Below are 15,924 nucleotides of genomic sequence, written 5' to 3'. Positions count from 1 at the left end.
TAATTTTTAAGCGCCTGCTTATTAATGGATGCCTTATTTTTTTGCGGCATCTTTGACAACATCAATTAACACATCAGATATCACATCAGATATCACCCGTACCTCTTACTACCTTTACTGAACGAGTATATTCATGACTGCAAAAACCGAAGACTTTCACTTAAAAATAGCTGAAATTAAGAAAAAAGATTACCCACAATTAAAGCTACTGATGGACCGCGTTTATGCCAACTTGGGCGGCGCTTGGTCTAAGACCACAGTCCATACTCTTATTGACTCTTTTCCTGAAGGGCAAATTGCGCTATTTGACCATGACAAGTTAATCGGGATGGTGCTGACCATGCGGGTCAATTATCAGCGTTTTTCAAACCCGCACACTTACGACGACTTACTGGGTCAACGCGAGATCATTAAAGACGACCCAAAAGGTGATGCCATGTACGGTATCGATGCCTTAATTGACCCTGATTATCGAGGTTATCGTCTTGGTCGCCGGTTGTATGATGCGCGCAAAGAGCTGTGCCGTCAGATGAACTTTCGCGCCATTTTGGCCGGCGGACGTATCCCAAAATATCATGACCATCAAGACTTAACGCCAGGCGAATATATCGATGCGGTAGAAGCGCGCGAGATTTATGACCCCACGTTGTCATTCCAGCTGTCTAATGGTTTTATCGTTAAACGTATTTTGACCGGCTACTTGCCCGATGATAAGCAGTCTAAAGGCTTTGCCACTTTGCTTGAGTGGGCCAATATTTATTATGAGCCGCAAGATTATAAGCCCAACACGCGCAAGACTGATGTGCGTATTGGCGGTATTCAGTGGCAAATGCGTGAGGTTGAGTCCCCTGAAGAGCTGCTACAACAGGTGGAGTTCTTCGTCGATATCATGGCCGATTACAATGCAGACTTTGCCTGCTTACCTGAATTCTTTAACGCCCCATTAATGGGACTGTGTGAGTCGACTGACCAAAACATCGCCATCCGCTTTTTGGCCGACTATACTGAGTGGTTCAAAAATGAAATTTCAAATCTAGCGGTCAGTTATAACGTTAACGTCATTACCGGCTCTATGCCTTTGTTTGATGAAAACGAAGAGGTGTTATATAACGTCAGCTATCTGTGTCGCCGTGATGGTACCGTAGAGGAGCAGCGTAAGATTCATATTACGCCGCATGAGCGTAGTGCTTGGGTTATCGAGGGCGGTAACAAAGTACAGGTGTTTGATACAGATGCTGGCCGCATTGGCATCTTAATTTGTTATGATGTAGAGTTCCCAGAGCTTGCCCGCTTACTGGCATTAGAGGACATGGATATTTTGTTTGTGCCTTTTTGGACCGATACCAAAAACGGTTATTTACGTGTCCGCCATTGTGCTCAGGCCCGTGCGATTGAGAACGAGTGCTATGTTATGATCTGTGGCTCAGTGGGCAACTTACCACAAGTTGAAAGCTTAGATATTCAGTACGCCCAGTCCTCTGTGTTCTCACCCTCAGACTTTGCTTTTCCCCATGATGCCATCATGGCCGAAACCACTGCCAATACTGAGATGGTCTTCTTCTCAGATTTAGACTTAGATAAGCTTATCCATGTGCGTAATGAAGGCTCAGTGAATAACCTCAAGGACCGCCGTGACGATCTATTTACCTTAAAATGGAAGAAAAAGGCCAAAAATTCGGTAGAGGAAAGCAGCAAGCAGGCGCTAAAGGATAACTCTCACAGTGTTCGAGATGGCGATCCTCTGCACGATAGAGCCACCAAACCTTCATAACGTTTAATTTTAACAACAATCACTAAGAGAGAGTAATGAATCATACCAAGGTAATCGACTCTGCCGCTGTGCCCACCCAGGCATCAAGATGGGGGCGACGGGTATGGTCCATACTCAAATACCTGGTGCTATTTTTAGTGATTTATACGCTGATTAACTGGTGGCGTCAGCCGGTAATGCCTGCGGCGCCGCAGCTGCAATTGACAGACTATCAAGCTCAAAGCGTAGATATTGAAGCCTTAAGTTATAACGCTCCGGTCTTGGTTTATTTTTGGGGTACATGGTGCAGCGTGTGCAAGCTCACCTCCCCCACCATTGATGCTTTAGCACAAAGCAGTGCCTATCCTGTGGTGACTATTGCCACACAGTCCGGCAGCAACGAGCAATTGGGGGCTTATTTAAATGAGCATAACTTTAACTTTGTTACCATCAATGACGAATCAGGTGAGATGTTCGAGCAGTGGCAAGGCCAAGTGACTCCCTCATATGTCATTTTAAAAGACGGTAAGATGACCCAAGGTCTCACCGGCATACAGCCCGAGTGGTCGCTACGCTTGCGGCTTTGGTTATCAAGCTTACTAAGTTGAGCCTCACATAGCGGGCACATCATAACAACACCTAAATTTAACACCAAACAATCTATACAATAAACAGTCGGCTTGATGCCGGCTTTTTTTGTATTAAATCATTTATTTGCTGCCAAACTGCTTAGTTTAGTGCTGGTTGTTGTCAAAAACTGGCGCCTTTTTATCTGACAAAAACTCATTCCAAAGGCTTATTTTTTCGTACTTAGGCCATAAACTTGGTCTATAATACGCGCAGTTTGCCTGCCCTAAGGGGGTAGGTTCCCTCATGACCAATGTTAAGGACCCCCTATGGACCCACGCCCTATAGAAGCAAAACCCACAGACAGCTCTGAACCCACCCCTTTATACGAATACAATGCAGACTTTAGTAATGGTAAATGGTTTCCTAATTGGAAGCCGTTTCAGGGGGATTTAGACCAACACTCTGTGGCCATTAATGAATACTTACCACCTGCCAAAAGCGTTATGCTCGGTGTCCAGCACACCTTTGCCATGTTCGGCGCTACCGTATTGGCTCCGCTACTTATGGGCTTTGATGTCAATTTGGCCATCTTGATGTCCGGTATTTGTACCATCTTGTTCTTTTTTATCACCGGTGGTCGTATGCCAAGCTACCTTGGCTCAAGCTTTGCGTTTATCGGACCTGTTATTGCCGCTTCTGCGTATGCTGGCAGTGGCCCTAACCCCAACCTAAATGTGGCGCTGGGCGGCATTATGGTGTGTGGTATGATTTATGCTGCCGTGGGTCTGTTGGTTATGAAAGTGGGCACCAACTGGATTGAAAAGCTGATGCCGCCTGTCGTGACTGGCGCCATTGTGATGATTATCGGCTTAAACCTAGCCCCTGTGACGGTACAAGGGGTATCTGCCAATCAGTTTGACGCTTGGATGGCCACCTTAACTGTGCTGCTGATCAGTAGCGTAGCCATCTTTACCCGAGGCATGATGCGCCGCTTACTGCTTTTGGTCGGCCTATTATTGTCCTACTTCATTTATTTTATCGTCACCAATGTGATGGGCTTTGGTACGCCGATTGACTTCAGCCATGTACAACAAGCAGCTTGGTTTGGTCTACCTACCCCGCATACACCTGAGTTTAGCTTAAATGCCATTATATTAATTGCGCCAATTGCCTTTATCTTAATTGCCGAAAACTTAGGCCACTTTAAAGCGGTAGAGGGCATGACCAAATCTCATGTGACCCCGTATATTGGTCGCGGATTTTTTGCAGACGGTCTGGCCACTACCTTCTCAGCAGGCTTTGGTGGTACAGGTGTGACCACTTATGCTGAGAACATTGGGGTAATGGCGGTAACCAAAGTATATAGCACCACTATCTTTGTGATGGCCGGTGTGGTGGCGATTTTCTTAGGATTATCACCGAAATTTGGTGCCATTATTCAAAGCATCCCACCTGCATTATTGGGCGGCGCCTCTATCGTGGTATTTGGCCTCATTGCAGTAGCTGGTGTCAAAATCTGGATCGACAACAAAATCGACTTTAGCAAAAACAGCAACCTTATTATTGCTGCAGTGACCGTCATTATGGGCGCTGGTAATTTTAGTCTGCATCTAGGCGGCTTCGACTTGGGCGGTATCGGTACGGCGACTTTGACTGCCATCGTGTTAAATGCGCTATTTAACCGTGAGATTGCCAATACCAAATAGTGTCTGTCTAAGCTCAATATCTACCGTTAAAAAAGCCGAGCTGTCAGAGCTCGGCTTTTTTTGGCAGTCCTAACTGAATAGCTATTTACTTAGCTTCTAACGGTTGATGTGACTACTAACGGCGCCGATAAAACTTTGCAAAGAATCGATAGCGGCGCAGCTTGAGTGTCTCATTAAAGGGCTTGGGCTTTAATGATCCTAAATAAATGGCAAACATAGTCAGGGCAGCTCCCGTCCATTGGATGGTATTGATTGGCTTATCTAACCAAAAGTAATCAATAAATAACGCAGCCACAGGCTCTGTCAGCAGCAGCAGTCCGGTTAATGCCAAAGACAGCTTAGGGATTGAGTAGGCGATAAGTCCCCATGCCAAGCACTGCATCACCGTTCCATATATCAATATCCAGCCTATCTCCGCCAAAGAGTTGGGTAGTATTTTGCCAGCATCAAATAAAAACATGGGGATAAGCATTGCCAGACTGCCACCAATACTAATACGCTGCATCAAGATAAAAATCGGTGTGGGCGCGTTTTGATGAGTTAAGCGGATAAAAGTCATTGAGGCCGCTAACATAGCCGCTGAGACGATGCCGGTGATAAACCCGTAAGAGGCATGATTGTTATTGGCAAACTCAGGGCTAGCAATAAACACGACGCCTGCCAGCGCAATGACGAGGCTGATGAGCTGAATTATGGTTTGACGCTCTTTAAATAACAAAAACCCAAGCGCTGCTAAAAAGAAAATCTGTAAGCTATTTAACAAGGTCGATATGCCTGGGCCCACTGCATAAATGCTTTCGTGCCACAGCGCCAAATCAAACCCTAAAAACACCCCCGACAGCAGCGCAAATATAAATGCTTTTTTATTGGCTTGACTGCCTTTGTCGACTGGCATTTTTTGACCGAACACAGCGGCCAATAAGGTAAACACTATTCCGGATATGGCCAATCGCCAAAAGGCCATGGCATAGCCGCCCACATCCACATGAGCCACAATCAGACTGCCTAGTCCAAAAATGACGCACCCAATGACCAATCCTATGGCCGGTAATTGGCCCGCATCCTTTATTTTTATCATATGCCAACCTAGCGCGTTCAAATCTATCGGCCACTTAGGGCCAATATTTTTCTAAAATTCCCAGACTTAAATGTGTTGCAAAATAAGCTTAAAGTGGGTTGAATATAACGCAGTATACCCTTAATCTAAATAGGCGATACAGCCTTTAGCTAAAATTGAGGACATGGGCGTGTTTTAGGGTTTATTTACGACGTTATTTATCAAAAGGATTAAACATGAAATACTTATTACAAATAGACTTTCCCTATCAAGGTCCCTTTGGTGAAGCGTTCTATGAAGCCATGAAGCCGCTCGCTGAAGACATTGCCACTGAAGCTGGCCTGATTTCAAAAATCTGGACCGAAAATGAACACACTCAAGAAGCTGGTGGTATTTACGTCTTTGATAACTTAGCAGATGCCAACCGCTATTTAGACAAACACACCGAGCGCTTGAGCAGCTTTGGCTTTAGTGATATCAAAGCCAAAGTATTTGTCATCAATGAGGCACTCAGCACGATTTGCCACGCAACATTCGACTAAGCCTTAACGCTTAACCATTAAACCTTACCAAAAAATAAACAACCCGCCCCACCAAAAAGTAAAATACATTATTTAAGGAAGAACACATGCCATCGAACAATGAGGTACTACGCTCACGTGTCAGGTTACTCGGCTCATTCTTGGGTGACGCCATCGCCCGTCAATCTGGCGAAGACACGCTACAAACCATCGAAACCTTGCGTAAGGGCTTTATTCAAGAACGCCGTGATCCCAATCCCGCTAACAAACAAAAGCTCATTGACCTTATTGCTTCACTGGATAATAAAACTTTAAAAAACGTCATCCGCGGCTTCTCTATTTATTTCTTCTTAGCCAATCTTACAGAAGAGAACTTCTTGCGTGAAGAGCGTCGCACCTTAAAGCAGCAGTCGCAAAACTTTTGGGAAGGCTCGTTTCGTCATACCTTACTTGAGTGCCAACAGCGTCATATTGCAGCCGATCAAATCAAAGAGCTCATTGATCAGCTCAAATTTATCCCCGTATTCACAGCCCACCCGACCGAGGCTCGCCGCCGTACCACCATGAATATCTTGCAGACTTTATATGCGCACAGTACCGCGCTCAACGATCTGCCTGAAGGCTCTTTGGCGTATCAAGAGGCCAAGCAAAAAACAGCCGAAACCATTGACTTATTATGGTCATCAGATGAAGTGCGTACCCGAAAGCCTTTGGTCTATGATGAGATTAATAACGGTCTACACTATTTTAATGCCAGCTTATTTACCGCCATTCCTCAGGTCTATCGCAATATAAAAAATGCCATTGTCGATGTCTATCCTGAACTAAGTGACTATGCCCTACCTGCCTTCTTAAGCTTCGGCTCTTGGATTGGTGGTGATAGAGATGGCAACCCCTTTGTGACTCATGAGACCACAGAGATGGCGGTGCTGCTACACGCCAATACTGTGCTGCGTCACTATCAGGTTATGGTAAGAAAGCTACGTCGTGAGCTGATTCACAGCGATACCATTGCCAGTATCTCCCCTAAGATCTATCAGCGCATTAAGCACTACAGCGAGCTGGATGAGAGAATTTTTTATTACAATCCCGATGACTATAACAACGAGCCGTATCGCAGATTACTGTCCATCATTTTGGCCAAAATTGCCGCAACCAATGAGCACATTCAAAGCCAAGGCAATAAACCTGAGGCAGCAGCGGATGCCTATAGCAATCCACAAGCCTTGCTCGATGATTTGCGCCTAATCCGTGAAAGCTTAAGTACTCATGATAAGGCGCATGCTGAGGGACTGCTGCTCGATATGATTCGCCTTGTCAAAACTTGCGGCTTTCATCTGGCAGCATTAGATATCCGCCAAGACTCCGGCTATCATGGCGAAGTGATTGCCGATATCTTTGATAACGCCTCAAACCTGCCTGATTATCGTCAATTAAGTGAAACTGAACGTCAACAATGGCTGACCCGCTTGCTTGAGCAGCCAGGTACGCCACTGATTTATGTAGATAATTTATCCAAGCAAACCCAAGAACAGCTTGCGCTAATAAACTCCATTGCCAAACTGCGTAAACTGGTGGGTGAAGACACCTTTGGCAGCTATATCATCTCCATGACCAACAATGCCAGTCAGTTGCTTGAGGTGTTATTGCTGATGCGCTTTTCTGGCCTATCTGGCATTAATGACTCAGGCGAGCTGTACGCAGCACTTCCTGTGGCGCCTTTGTTTGAGACCATTGAAGACTTAAAGAATATCGATCATATTCTACCTGCGGTGCTTGACAATCCTTTGTACCGCAAATTGCTTGAACAGTCAGGCAATACCCAAGAGATTATGCTGGGCTATTCAGACTCCTCCAAAGATGGCGGTATTATTACCTCAGCTTGGCAGCTTTATAGCGCTCAGCAGACCATCACTGAGATTGCCAAAAAATATGGCATTAATACCCGTCTGTTCCATGGCCGCGGCGGCTCGGTCAGCCGTGGTGGTGGCTCAACTCACCAAGCCATTGCTGCACAGCCTGCCGGCACTTTAAATGGCCAAATTAAGTTCACCGAACAAGGCGAAGTGCTGTATGCCAAATACGCCAATCCGGACACCGCTGTGTTTGAGCTGACCATGGGCATCACCGGCGCACTAAAAGCCACCTCGTCGCGCTTTGTAGAGCAGCCCAAGCAATTAAACAGCTATGAGGCCTTATTTGCCCGCCTAGCAGAAGCCGGTGAGCAGCAGTACCGTGCATTAACTGATAACACCAAAGGCTTTTATGAATTTTATTCCCAGGCCACGCCGGTACAAGAGATTTCTTTGTTAAATATCGGCTCACGCCCTGCCCACCGCAAAAAAGGCTTGCCAAGTAAATCCACCATTCGTGCCATTCCTTGGGTATTTGGTTGGTCACTTGCTCGCTTTACCCTACCGGCTTGGTATGGCGTAGGCAGTGCATTAAATAGCGTTAAGCAAGATGAAGCCTTGATGCAGGAGATGAATGACAATTGGCCATTCTTTAACGCCTTTATCAGTAATATTGAGATGGCCTTTACCAAGTCTGAGATGAGCATCGCTCAAGCTTACAGTCAGCTTTGCGAAGATGAGACGCTACGCGCGCGTATCATGCAAGCGGTCATTGATGAGCATGATCTAACACAGCAAGGTCTTAACTCTTTACTGAATCAAGACACGCTGCTGTCGAATCAACAAGAATTGGCGAGCTCACTTGAATGGCGCAATGCTTATTTAGACCCAATTAACTACATTCAAATTGAGCTGCTAAAACGATTGCGTCAAAACAACGAGCAGGCGCCAGATACCTCATCAGGCCATACTCAAAACGATGATATCAGTGTCGAAGACCCATTAATTCGCAGCATCAACGCCTTGGCTGCCGGTCTTCGCAATACCGGTTAGCGTTAAAACATTGAAACATTGAAAGATAAACAATGAAAAAGCCCTTCACTGAGTGAGTGAAGGGCTTTCTTATGTCAATCAAAAGGCCAAAACATGTTATCAAACAACACGCTCAAGTGCTTTAGCATCAACCTGTGTTATCTGACTGACTATTATGGTCAGCTTGTAGGCATAGGCAGCCGCAGTAGCCGCATTGATATGGGTAGTGGCAAAGAGACATATGGGGTTTGATAATCGAGCAATAAGCGATTCATGACTTTGCGCTTATGGGCAATCTTTTGCGCCTGTTCTAGAGCGACCCAGTGCGGCCTGACATCAATTAAATAGGTGTCGGTCAGGTCTTTTTTATTCACAAAAACAATGGCGTAAATACTCTCGTGAAACAGGCGTTTGCGCCAAATTTGATGATTGATTTTATCAAACAGCGTCTCGTCCTGTTTTAGCAGTGATTTAATACTGCGTTCAAAGTCATTAATATAATAATCAACCTCTAGTGTTAGCAAGGTCTTTCTTTTGGCTTGCCCCGACTCGCAGATATAAGACGCTTTGACATATACCTTATAAACCCGTTTAAAAGCCGTGACTTGCTTGCATCTTTTGTTGGCTTGCTTCCTACAGGCTGTTGCTTCTGGCTGGCATGATAATGGTTCATTGTCATCTGCTTTAGCAGTTTGCTGCTCACATAAATAGTCATGATAAATCTTACGGGCTTTTGCGCACTGCTCTTGGGTCACTGACCATGCCAATTGGCGATGGTAGTTTAGATGCCACACAGTGATGACTTTGCCTGTGTTCACATTCTGTAGAGCCACATAATAGTATTTATCTTTCGGGCTATAAAACAATAAATGACGCTTGCTTAGCCCATATTTCTGACTGATATCAACACACACATTCTCATCGAGCAAAAGCATCAGCTCTTTTGGCGTCAGTGAGGTGCGTTGTCTAATGCGCTTTTCGGCATGCCTTGAAGGATAGGCAAAGCATTGCCGCCCTCTTTTAATTAAATCGCTAAAAGTGACATCCGCATCAGCCATGATTTTTGTTTCATCCAGTTAAATAAACTCTATCAAATACCTTTAATATAATAGCATTAAATATGCGCAGGTATAGTGCGCTTATTTTTAGACAAAAACAAAAAAAAGCCCATCACAACGTGATGGACTTTCTTGAAGCAAAACAATCAAACATCTGATTGTTTATATTCATGCGCTTATTGAGCAGCAGCAGCCTGGGCAGCAGCAACTTCAGCAGCGAAGTCTTCTTGTTTTTTCTCGATACCTTCACCAACTTCAAAGCGTACGAAGTCTTTAACCGTTACGCCGTCAGCTTTAAGTACATCACCTACTTTCTTCTCGTTGTCCATGACGTAAGCTTGACGAACCAATACAACTTCGTCTAGGTACTTACGTAGGCCACCTTCGATCATTTTTTCGATGATGTTGTCAGGTTTACCAGATTCACGAGCTTTGGCTTCAGCGATGTCTTTTTCACGAGCTAGGATATCAGCTGGAACGTCAGTGTCGTTAACGGCTACTGGGTTGAACGCTGCGATGTGCATCGCTAAGTTTTTGCCGCTGTCTTCTTGACCGCCTTCGCTTGATACAACCACACCGATACGTAGACCATGACGGTAAGACGCTAGGTTGTTACCTTCGATGATTTTTGCACGGCGTACTTGGATGTTTTCACCAATTTTTTGAACCAAAGCAACGCGAGCTTCTTCAACGCTTTGGCCATTGCCGTAGTCAAGCTCAGAGATAGCGGCAACATCAGTGGTGTTGTTAGCTAGGGCTAATTCAGCTACTTTATTAGCAAATTCAGTGAAGTTGTCATCTTTAGCGACGAAGTCAGTTTGGCAGTTAACTTCTAGTAAGATAGCTTTGTTGCCTTCTTGAGCGATTACGATAGCGCCGTCAGCGGCAATGTTACCTGCTTTTTTAGCCGCTTTTGCTTGACCTGATTTACGTAGGTTGTCGATCGCTTGCTCAACATCACCATTTGTTTCTTCTAGCGCTTTTTTACATTCCATCATGCCAAGGCCAGTACGGTCACGAAGCTCTTTTACTAATTTAGCAGAAATCTTAGACATATTTTTTCCTCTATTTGAGTAGTTATGGTGTATAAAATTATAATATAAATAAGCAGTGTAAGTTTATAAAATGACAAGGGCATGACGAGGGTTTCCACATCATGCCGCAATAAGTCATAGAATACTTATGAGATTAGGTCACCGTTTATGTCAAACGTTACCCACTCTCAATTCCTCTGCTACTTAATTCAATTACTCAGCTGAATCAGCTTCAGGTGCTGCAGCTTCTTCAGTTTGAACGTCTTCAGCAGCAGGAGCTTCAGCAGCGCCACCAGCTTGGGTTTTGGCGTATTCTTTACCAGCGATGATCGCATCAGCCATACGAGTAACGTATAACGTTACGGCACGGATAGCATCGTCGTTAGCTGGAATGATGTAGTCAACGTTATCTGGGTTTGAGTTAGTATCAACGATACCGATAACTGGGATACCTAAGTTTTTAGCTTCTTTAATAGCAATGGCTTCATGATCAACGTCTACAACGAAGATTGCGTCAGGTAGACCGCCCATGTTTTTAATACCACCTAAAGAGCGCTCTAGTTTTTCCATAGCACGGGTACGCTCTAACGCTTCACGCTTAGTTAACTTAGCGAAAGTACCATCTTCAGCTTGTTTTTCTAGCTCTTTTAGACGGTTGATTGACTGACGTAGTGTTTTCCAGTTAGTCAACATACCACCTAACCAGCGGTGATCAACGTATGGCTGGCCAGCACGTAAAGCTTGCTCACGGATTACGCCGCTTGCTGCACGCTTAGTACCAACAAATAATACTTTGTTGTTTTTAGCCGCTAAACCGTTAACATAAGTCAACGCTTCGTTGAATGCTTTAACAGTGTGCTCAAGGTTGATGATATGAATTTTGTTGCGCGCACCAAAGATGTACTGGTTCATTTTTGGGTTCCAAAAACGAGTTTGGTGACCGAAGTGAGCACCCGCTTGTAGAAGGTCGCGCATTGGCATATTAGTTGGACTGTTTGACATGTAAAATTCCTTAGTTATTGGGTTATGCCTCCACACTGCAAAAATCACCGATTTGTCGACACGCATCTGCTCAATCCCGCCCTACCGTGATAAATAAATCATCTGCAATAGGAAACAACAAAGCAAATTAGTCAAGCCGACAAACACCCAGCCATTTTTTAGCGCAATGTGTGTGTCATTGGTTAATAAGTTCATCTATATTTTACGTTGAGCCTGATGCCACAGGCTTTTGGGCAAGGCAGCAGACAACAAAGAAAATAAGGTCAGTATTTTACCATATATTAAGCCAATATAGAAGTGTTATTGCCACTGCGCTGCACTTTGCTGCGCCCATGTTTTTGTAGGTTTTCGCTTTGGCAAGATTTTAAGAGGTGCTGTATTGATTTGGCATAACATAGGTATAAAAAAACCACCATCAAGGCTGTCTTATAGCTATGGTATAATGGGAAACTTGCTAAAATAGCATTTGTCCAAGCCGCTTTTTTTATCGCTTTAGTTTTTATCACTATCGTCAGTATAAAGAGTTAAGCGCGGCAAGTACAAAGTAAGCCGCTTTCGTTATCAGACCCCTGATCCTCCCTGCGCGTGGCCAATGCTATGCCTCGCTGATACATCAGCCGTCTTTTATTTTTCTAACCAACTTGAAAAACAAAAATACTATGAGTAATACAGACAATTTAATACTTGGCCCAGAAGCCATCGAAAAAATGCGCATCGCCGGTAAACTTGCCAGTGATGTCTTGGTTATGCTTGATGAGCATGTCAAAGAAGGCGTGACCACTGAGACCCTAAATCAGTTGGCTCATGACTATATCGTTAATGTCCAAGGCGCAATTCCTGCACCCTTAAACTACGGCCACCCGCCTTTTCCTAAGTCGATTTGTACTTCGGTAAACCACGTGGTGTGTCATGGCATCCCAGCCGATAATAAAATCTTAAAAGACGGTGACATCATTAACATTGATGTGACTGTGATTAAAGATGGCTATTATGGCGATACCTCAAAAATGTGGATTATCGGTGAAGGCTCTATCATGGCGCAGCGTATCTGTGACGTGGCACAAAAAGCGTTATATGCAGGTATGAGTGTGGTCAAAAATGGCGCACATCTTGGTGATATCGGTGCGGCCATCCAAGAAGTGGTTGAGCCTGAACGCTTTAGCATTGTGCGTGAATTCTGTGGTCATGGTATCAGTAATACCTTCCACCATGAGCCGCAAGTGATGCATTACGGCCGTAAGGGAACGGGTATGGAATTAAAAACCGGTATGACCTTTACCATTGAGCCCATGATTAACCAAGGCACCTGGAAGACCAAAATCTTACCAGACCAGTGGACCGCCATTACTAAAGACCGTAAGCTGTCAGCACAGTGGGAGCACACCTTAATGGTCACTGATAACGGCTGTGAGGTATTCACGACCCGTCCTGAAGAAGATTTAAGCTTCTTAACCGCCTAATGTGATAAAAAAGACTGCCTTCGGTGGTCTTTTTTTTGGCAAAATAAAAGAGGTGATACTTTTGAGGCGTTAATTAAACTTATGTCACAAAAAAACTTATGTTATAAATGACTTGCGCCACTTTAATTGGCTATTATCTTAAGACCCTATACCCTGTTTGGAACTGACCATGTTTATTAGCGATCCCACCGACTCCTTAATCACGCCCTTGCCTGATTTGACCGCGCACAGTGAAGCTCAATCTCGCAATTTGGGGATACCCGATTGGCTCAAGCAAATTGAGGCGGACATTGCCACGGCGTTGGAAAAAGGGGTCGATATTCGTCACTTGGTAGAGGCGAGAGCTGCGTCCATTGATAGCCTACTGATTGAGCTGTTTAAGTTACATGAGCTGACGCAAACGGATTTGGCGCTATTTGCTGTGGGCGGCTATGGCCGAGGTGAGCTGTCGCCTTATTCCGATGTGGATATCCTGATACTCTCCCCCGATACATTAAGTACTGAAACCTCACAAAAGGTAGATGGCTTTGTGGCGCGCTTATGGGATGTGGGTATTGAGCCGGGTATTGCAGTGCGCACCATAGAGGATTGTCTGCAAGTGGCCACAGACATCACAGTCGCCACCAACTTACTTGAAGCACGCCTATTAATCGGCAACGACAGTTTAAGCGCCATCCCTAACAACGTGGTGCAACAAACTTGGTCTCAAAAAGAGTTTTATGATGCCAAAATGGCCGAAGCCCGCGCCCGTCATTTGCTTCATAATGGCACTGAATATAATCTTGAGCCAGATATCAAAAAATCCCCAGGGGGTCTGCGTGACATCCATACCATTGGCTGGATTACCAAACGCTATTTTCGCATTACCAAATTATACGACTTAGTACCGCAGGACTTTTTGACCGAAAAAGAATTCGATGAGCTGATGTTTGCGGAAGGGTTTTTATGGCGCATCCGTCATCATTTGCATCATTTAACCGGCCGCAATGAAAACAAACTGCTGTTCGATTATCAGCGTGACATCGCGGAGCGTATGGGGTATGAGCAAAGCGAGGAAGATGAGCCTAATGCAGCCGTAGAAAACTTCATGCGCGACTATTACCGCTGCGCCATGCAAATCTCCACCCTGTCTGAAATGCTGACCTCGCACTATTACGAGACCTTAATTGAGGCGCGTCTACCTGAATCAGAGCGTCCCGAAAAATCAGTATTAAATGCCCGCTTTAACCGAGTCGGTGATCATATTGCCATTGCCCACCATCACGTATTTGCTCAGCATCCTGAAGCCATTTTAGAGATGTTTTTATTAATGGGTCAGCATGGCATTAAGCATATCCGCACCCGCACGTTGCGCGCGCTAAAAATTGCGGCGCGAGGCATTGATCAGCACTATCGTGATAACCCATTGCACAAAAAGCTGTTCTTAGATAATTTAAAAGAGCAAAACTACCTGTTTCATCGCCTACGTATTATGAAGCGCTACGGGGTGCTGGCCAACTATATGCCGCAATTTGTCAATTTAATTGGGCTGATGCAGTATGACTTGTTCCACCGCTATACCGTGGATGCACATATCTTGCTACTTATTCGTATGCTGCACCGCTTTACCAGCCCCAAATACCAAGATGACTTTGCACTGGTAGGCTCTATTTACAAACGCATCGAGCGTAAAGAGATTATTGTACTGGCAGCTATCTTCCATGATATTGCCAAAGGCCGCGGCGGTGATCACAGCGAGCTTGGAGAGCGTGATGCCATTGAGTTTTGTCTCAGCCATGGCATGAGTGAGGCCGATGCCAAATTGATTGGTTGGCTGACTCGATATCATCTGCTCATGTCGATGACTGCACAAAAACAAGACATCTCTGACCCTGAAGTGGTGACTAAGTTTGCCAATCTGGTCGGTAATGTCACTCATCTAAATCACCTGTATGTACTCACCGTTGCAGACATGAACGCCACCAATCCTCAGCTATGGAACAGCTGGCGTGCCAGCTTAATGAAGCAGTTATATACCCAAACTCGGCGTATTTTACGTGCCGATTTAGATGCGCCCACCAACCGTCAAGAAATGATTGCCACCACTCGTCAACAGGCACTGACCATGCTGGATAAAGTCGACAATCAGCACATGAACCGTGAGGAGGTATTGGCACTATGGGATGAGCTCGGCGATGAGTATTTTTTACGTGAAATCCCAGAAGCCATTATGTGGCATACTGAGGCCATCTTAAATCACCCCCCTATTGGCCGTGCTTCCGATGCCAACAGTGAGCCCTTAATTGTGCTGCGTGAGCATAGAGAATTGGCACTCGATGCGGTACAAATTTTTATCTACACCCAAGATCAGGCCAACTTATTTGCAGTGACTATGGCGGTGTTTGATCAAATGAATCTAGATGTGCTCGATGCACGTATTATTACTGCCACGCGCGACTTTGCCTTAGATTCTTATGTGTTACTTGATCGCCATGGCACCTTATTGACTGACCCTGAATCGCGTGAGGAGTTGACCCGCCGCTTAATTGACGCCTTTAAAAACCCTGAAACGCCCAAGCTGGTTCAAAAGCGCTTACCACGGCGCTTAAAGAACTTTCAAGTACCCACCACCATTGATTTTAACTATAATGAAGCCAGTCGCCAGCATGTGATGAGCCTAACTACCCTAGATCAGCCGGGGTTACTGGCGCGCATTGGTCAGGTATTCTTGAACGAGGGCATTGAGGTCCATGCCGCGCGCATTACTACCTTAGGCGAGCGTGCTGAGGATATGTTTTATATTAGTGACATTGAGGATAATATGCTCAGTGACGCTAAGCTTGAGCGCCTAAGAACCACCTTAATTGACGTGCTTACACCGAGCTGTTGAGCGGTTTACAAA

The 15,924-nt window shown here is 45.2% G+C and carries 11 protein-coding genes; 7 read left to right on the top strand and 4 right to left on the bottom strand.

From position 1 onward, the window contains the following. Window positions 1–133: 133 nt before the first annotated feature. The 3 genes from DLE54_RS02895 to DLE54_RS02885 all read left to right on the top strand — a co-directional run bounded on the left by DLE54_RS02895 (window position 134) and on the right by DLE54_RS02885 (window position 4,026). Entirely contained in the window at window positions 134–1,771 is a 1,638-nt protein-coding gene (locus DLE54_RS02895; RefSeq protein ID WP_110816176.1) for a carbon-nitrogen hydrolase family protein, read from the top strand. 35 nt (window positions 1,772–1,806) lie between these two features. Continuing rightward, window positions 1,807–2,358, top strand: coding sequence for a protein disulfide oxidoreductase (locus tag DLE54_RS02890; protein ID WP_011959847.1), 552 nt, complete (start codon window positions 1,807–1,809; stop codon window positions 2,356–2,358). A gap of 288 nt (window positions 2,359–2,646) precedes the next feature. Continuing rightward, a complete protein-coding gene (locus tag DLE54_RS02885; protein ID WP_011959846.1) occupies window positions 2,647–4,026 on the top strand; it encodes a solute carrier family 23 protein in 1,380 nt (459 codons plus the stop codon). Between the two features lie 115 nt (window positions 4,027–4,141). Here the strand turns inward: DLE54_RS02885 and DLE54_RS02880 are convergent, their stop codons facing one another. Next, the gene (locus DLE54_RS02880; RefSeq protein WP_110816175.1) at window positions 4,142–5,104 is read right to left on the bottom strand and encodes a DMT family transporter; all 963 of its coding nucleotides are present in this window, start codon (window positions 5,102–5,104) and stop codon (window positions 4,142–4,144) included. A gap of 215 nt (window positions 5,105–5,319) precedes the next feature. Here DLE54_RS02880 and DLE54_RS02875 point away from each other — a divergent pair, with 215 nt between their 5' ends. Further along, window positions 5,320–5,625 (top strand): monooxygenase, encoded by a 306-nt coding sequence (locus tag DLE54_RS02875; RefSeq protein WP_011959844.1) that lies wholly within the window; start codon window positions 5,320–5,322, stop codon window positions 5,623–5,625. An 86-nt stretch (window positions 5,626–5,711) separates the two neighbouring features. Beyond that, entirely contained in the window at window positions 5,712–8,510 is a 2,799-nt protein-coding gene (gene ppc, locus DLE54_RS02870; RefSeq protein WP_110816174.1) for a phosphoenolpyruvate carboxylase, read from the top strand. A 158-nt stretch (window positions 8,511–8,668) separates the two neighbouring features. Here ppc and DLE54_RS02865 read toward each other — a convergent pair whose 3' ends face one another. The 3 genes from DLE54_RS02865 to rpsB form a co-directional block, all read right to left on the bottom strand. Beyond that, window positions 8,669–9,547 carry a hypothetical protein gene (locus DLE54_RS02865; protein ID WP_110816173.1) on the bottom strand — a complete coding sequence of 293 codons (879 nt, stop codon included), beginning with the start codon at window positions 9,545–9,547 and terminating at the stop codon, window positions 8,669–8,671. A 176-nt stretch (window positions 9,548–9,723) separates the two neighbouring features. Continuing rightward, on the bottom strand, window positions 9,724–10,602 hold the full coding sequence (tsf, locus tag DLE54_RS02860) for a translation elongation factor Ts (RefSeq protein WP_110816172.1): 879 nt from the start codon (window positions 10,600–10,602) through the stop codon (window positions 9,724–9,726). A 192-nt stretch (window positions 10,603–10,794) separates the two neighbouring features. Continuing rightward, window positions 10,795–11,583 carry a 30S ribosomal protein S2 gene (gene rpsB, locus DLE54_RS02855; protein WP_041773277.1) on the bottom strand — a complete coding sequence of 263 codons (789 nt, stop codon included), beginning with the start codon at window positions 11,581–11,583 and terminating at the stop codon, window positions 10,795–10,797. Between the two features lie 659 nt (window positions 11,584–12,242). Here rpsB and map point away from each other — a divergent pair. Beyond that, entirely contained in the window at window positions 12,243–13,043 is an 801-nt protein-coding gene (map, locus tag DLE54_RS02850; RefSeq protein WP_110816171.1) for a type I methionyl aminopeptidase, read from the top strand. 169 nt (window positions 13,044–13,212) lie between these two features. Then, on the top strand, window positions 13,213–15,912 hold the full coding sequence (glnD, locus tag DLE54_RS02845; protein ID WP_110816170.1) for a [protein-PII] uridylyltransferase: 2,700 nt from the start codon (window positions 13,213–13,215) through the stop codon (window positions 15,910–15,912). Window positions 15,913–15,924 lie beyond the last annotated feature (12 nt).

It is taken from the genome of Psychrobacter sp. YP14 (assembly GCF_003209315.1).
In the GTDB taxonomy this organism is placed as follows: Bacteria; Pseudomonadota; Gammaproteobacteria; order Pseudomonadales; family Moraxellaceae; genus Psychrobacter; species Psychrobacter raelei.
Note: the sequence above shows the minus strand (reverse complement) of the source record. Positions and strands in the feature narration are given on the sequence as shown.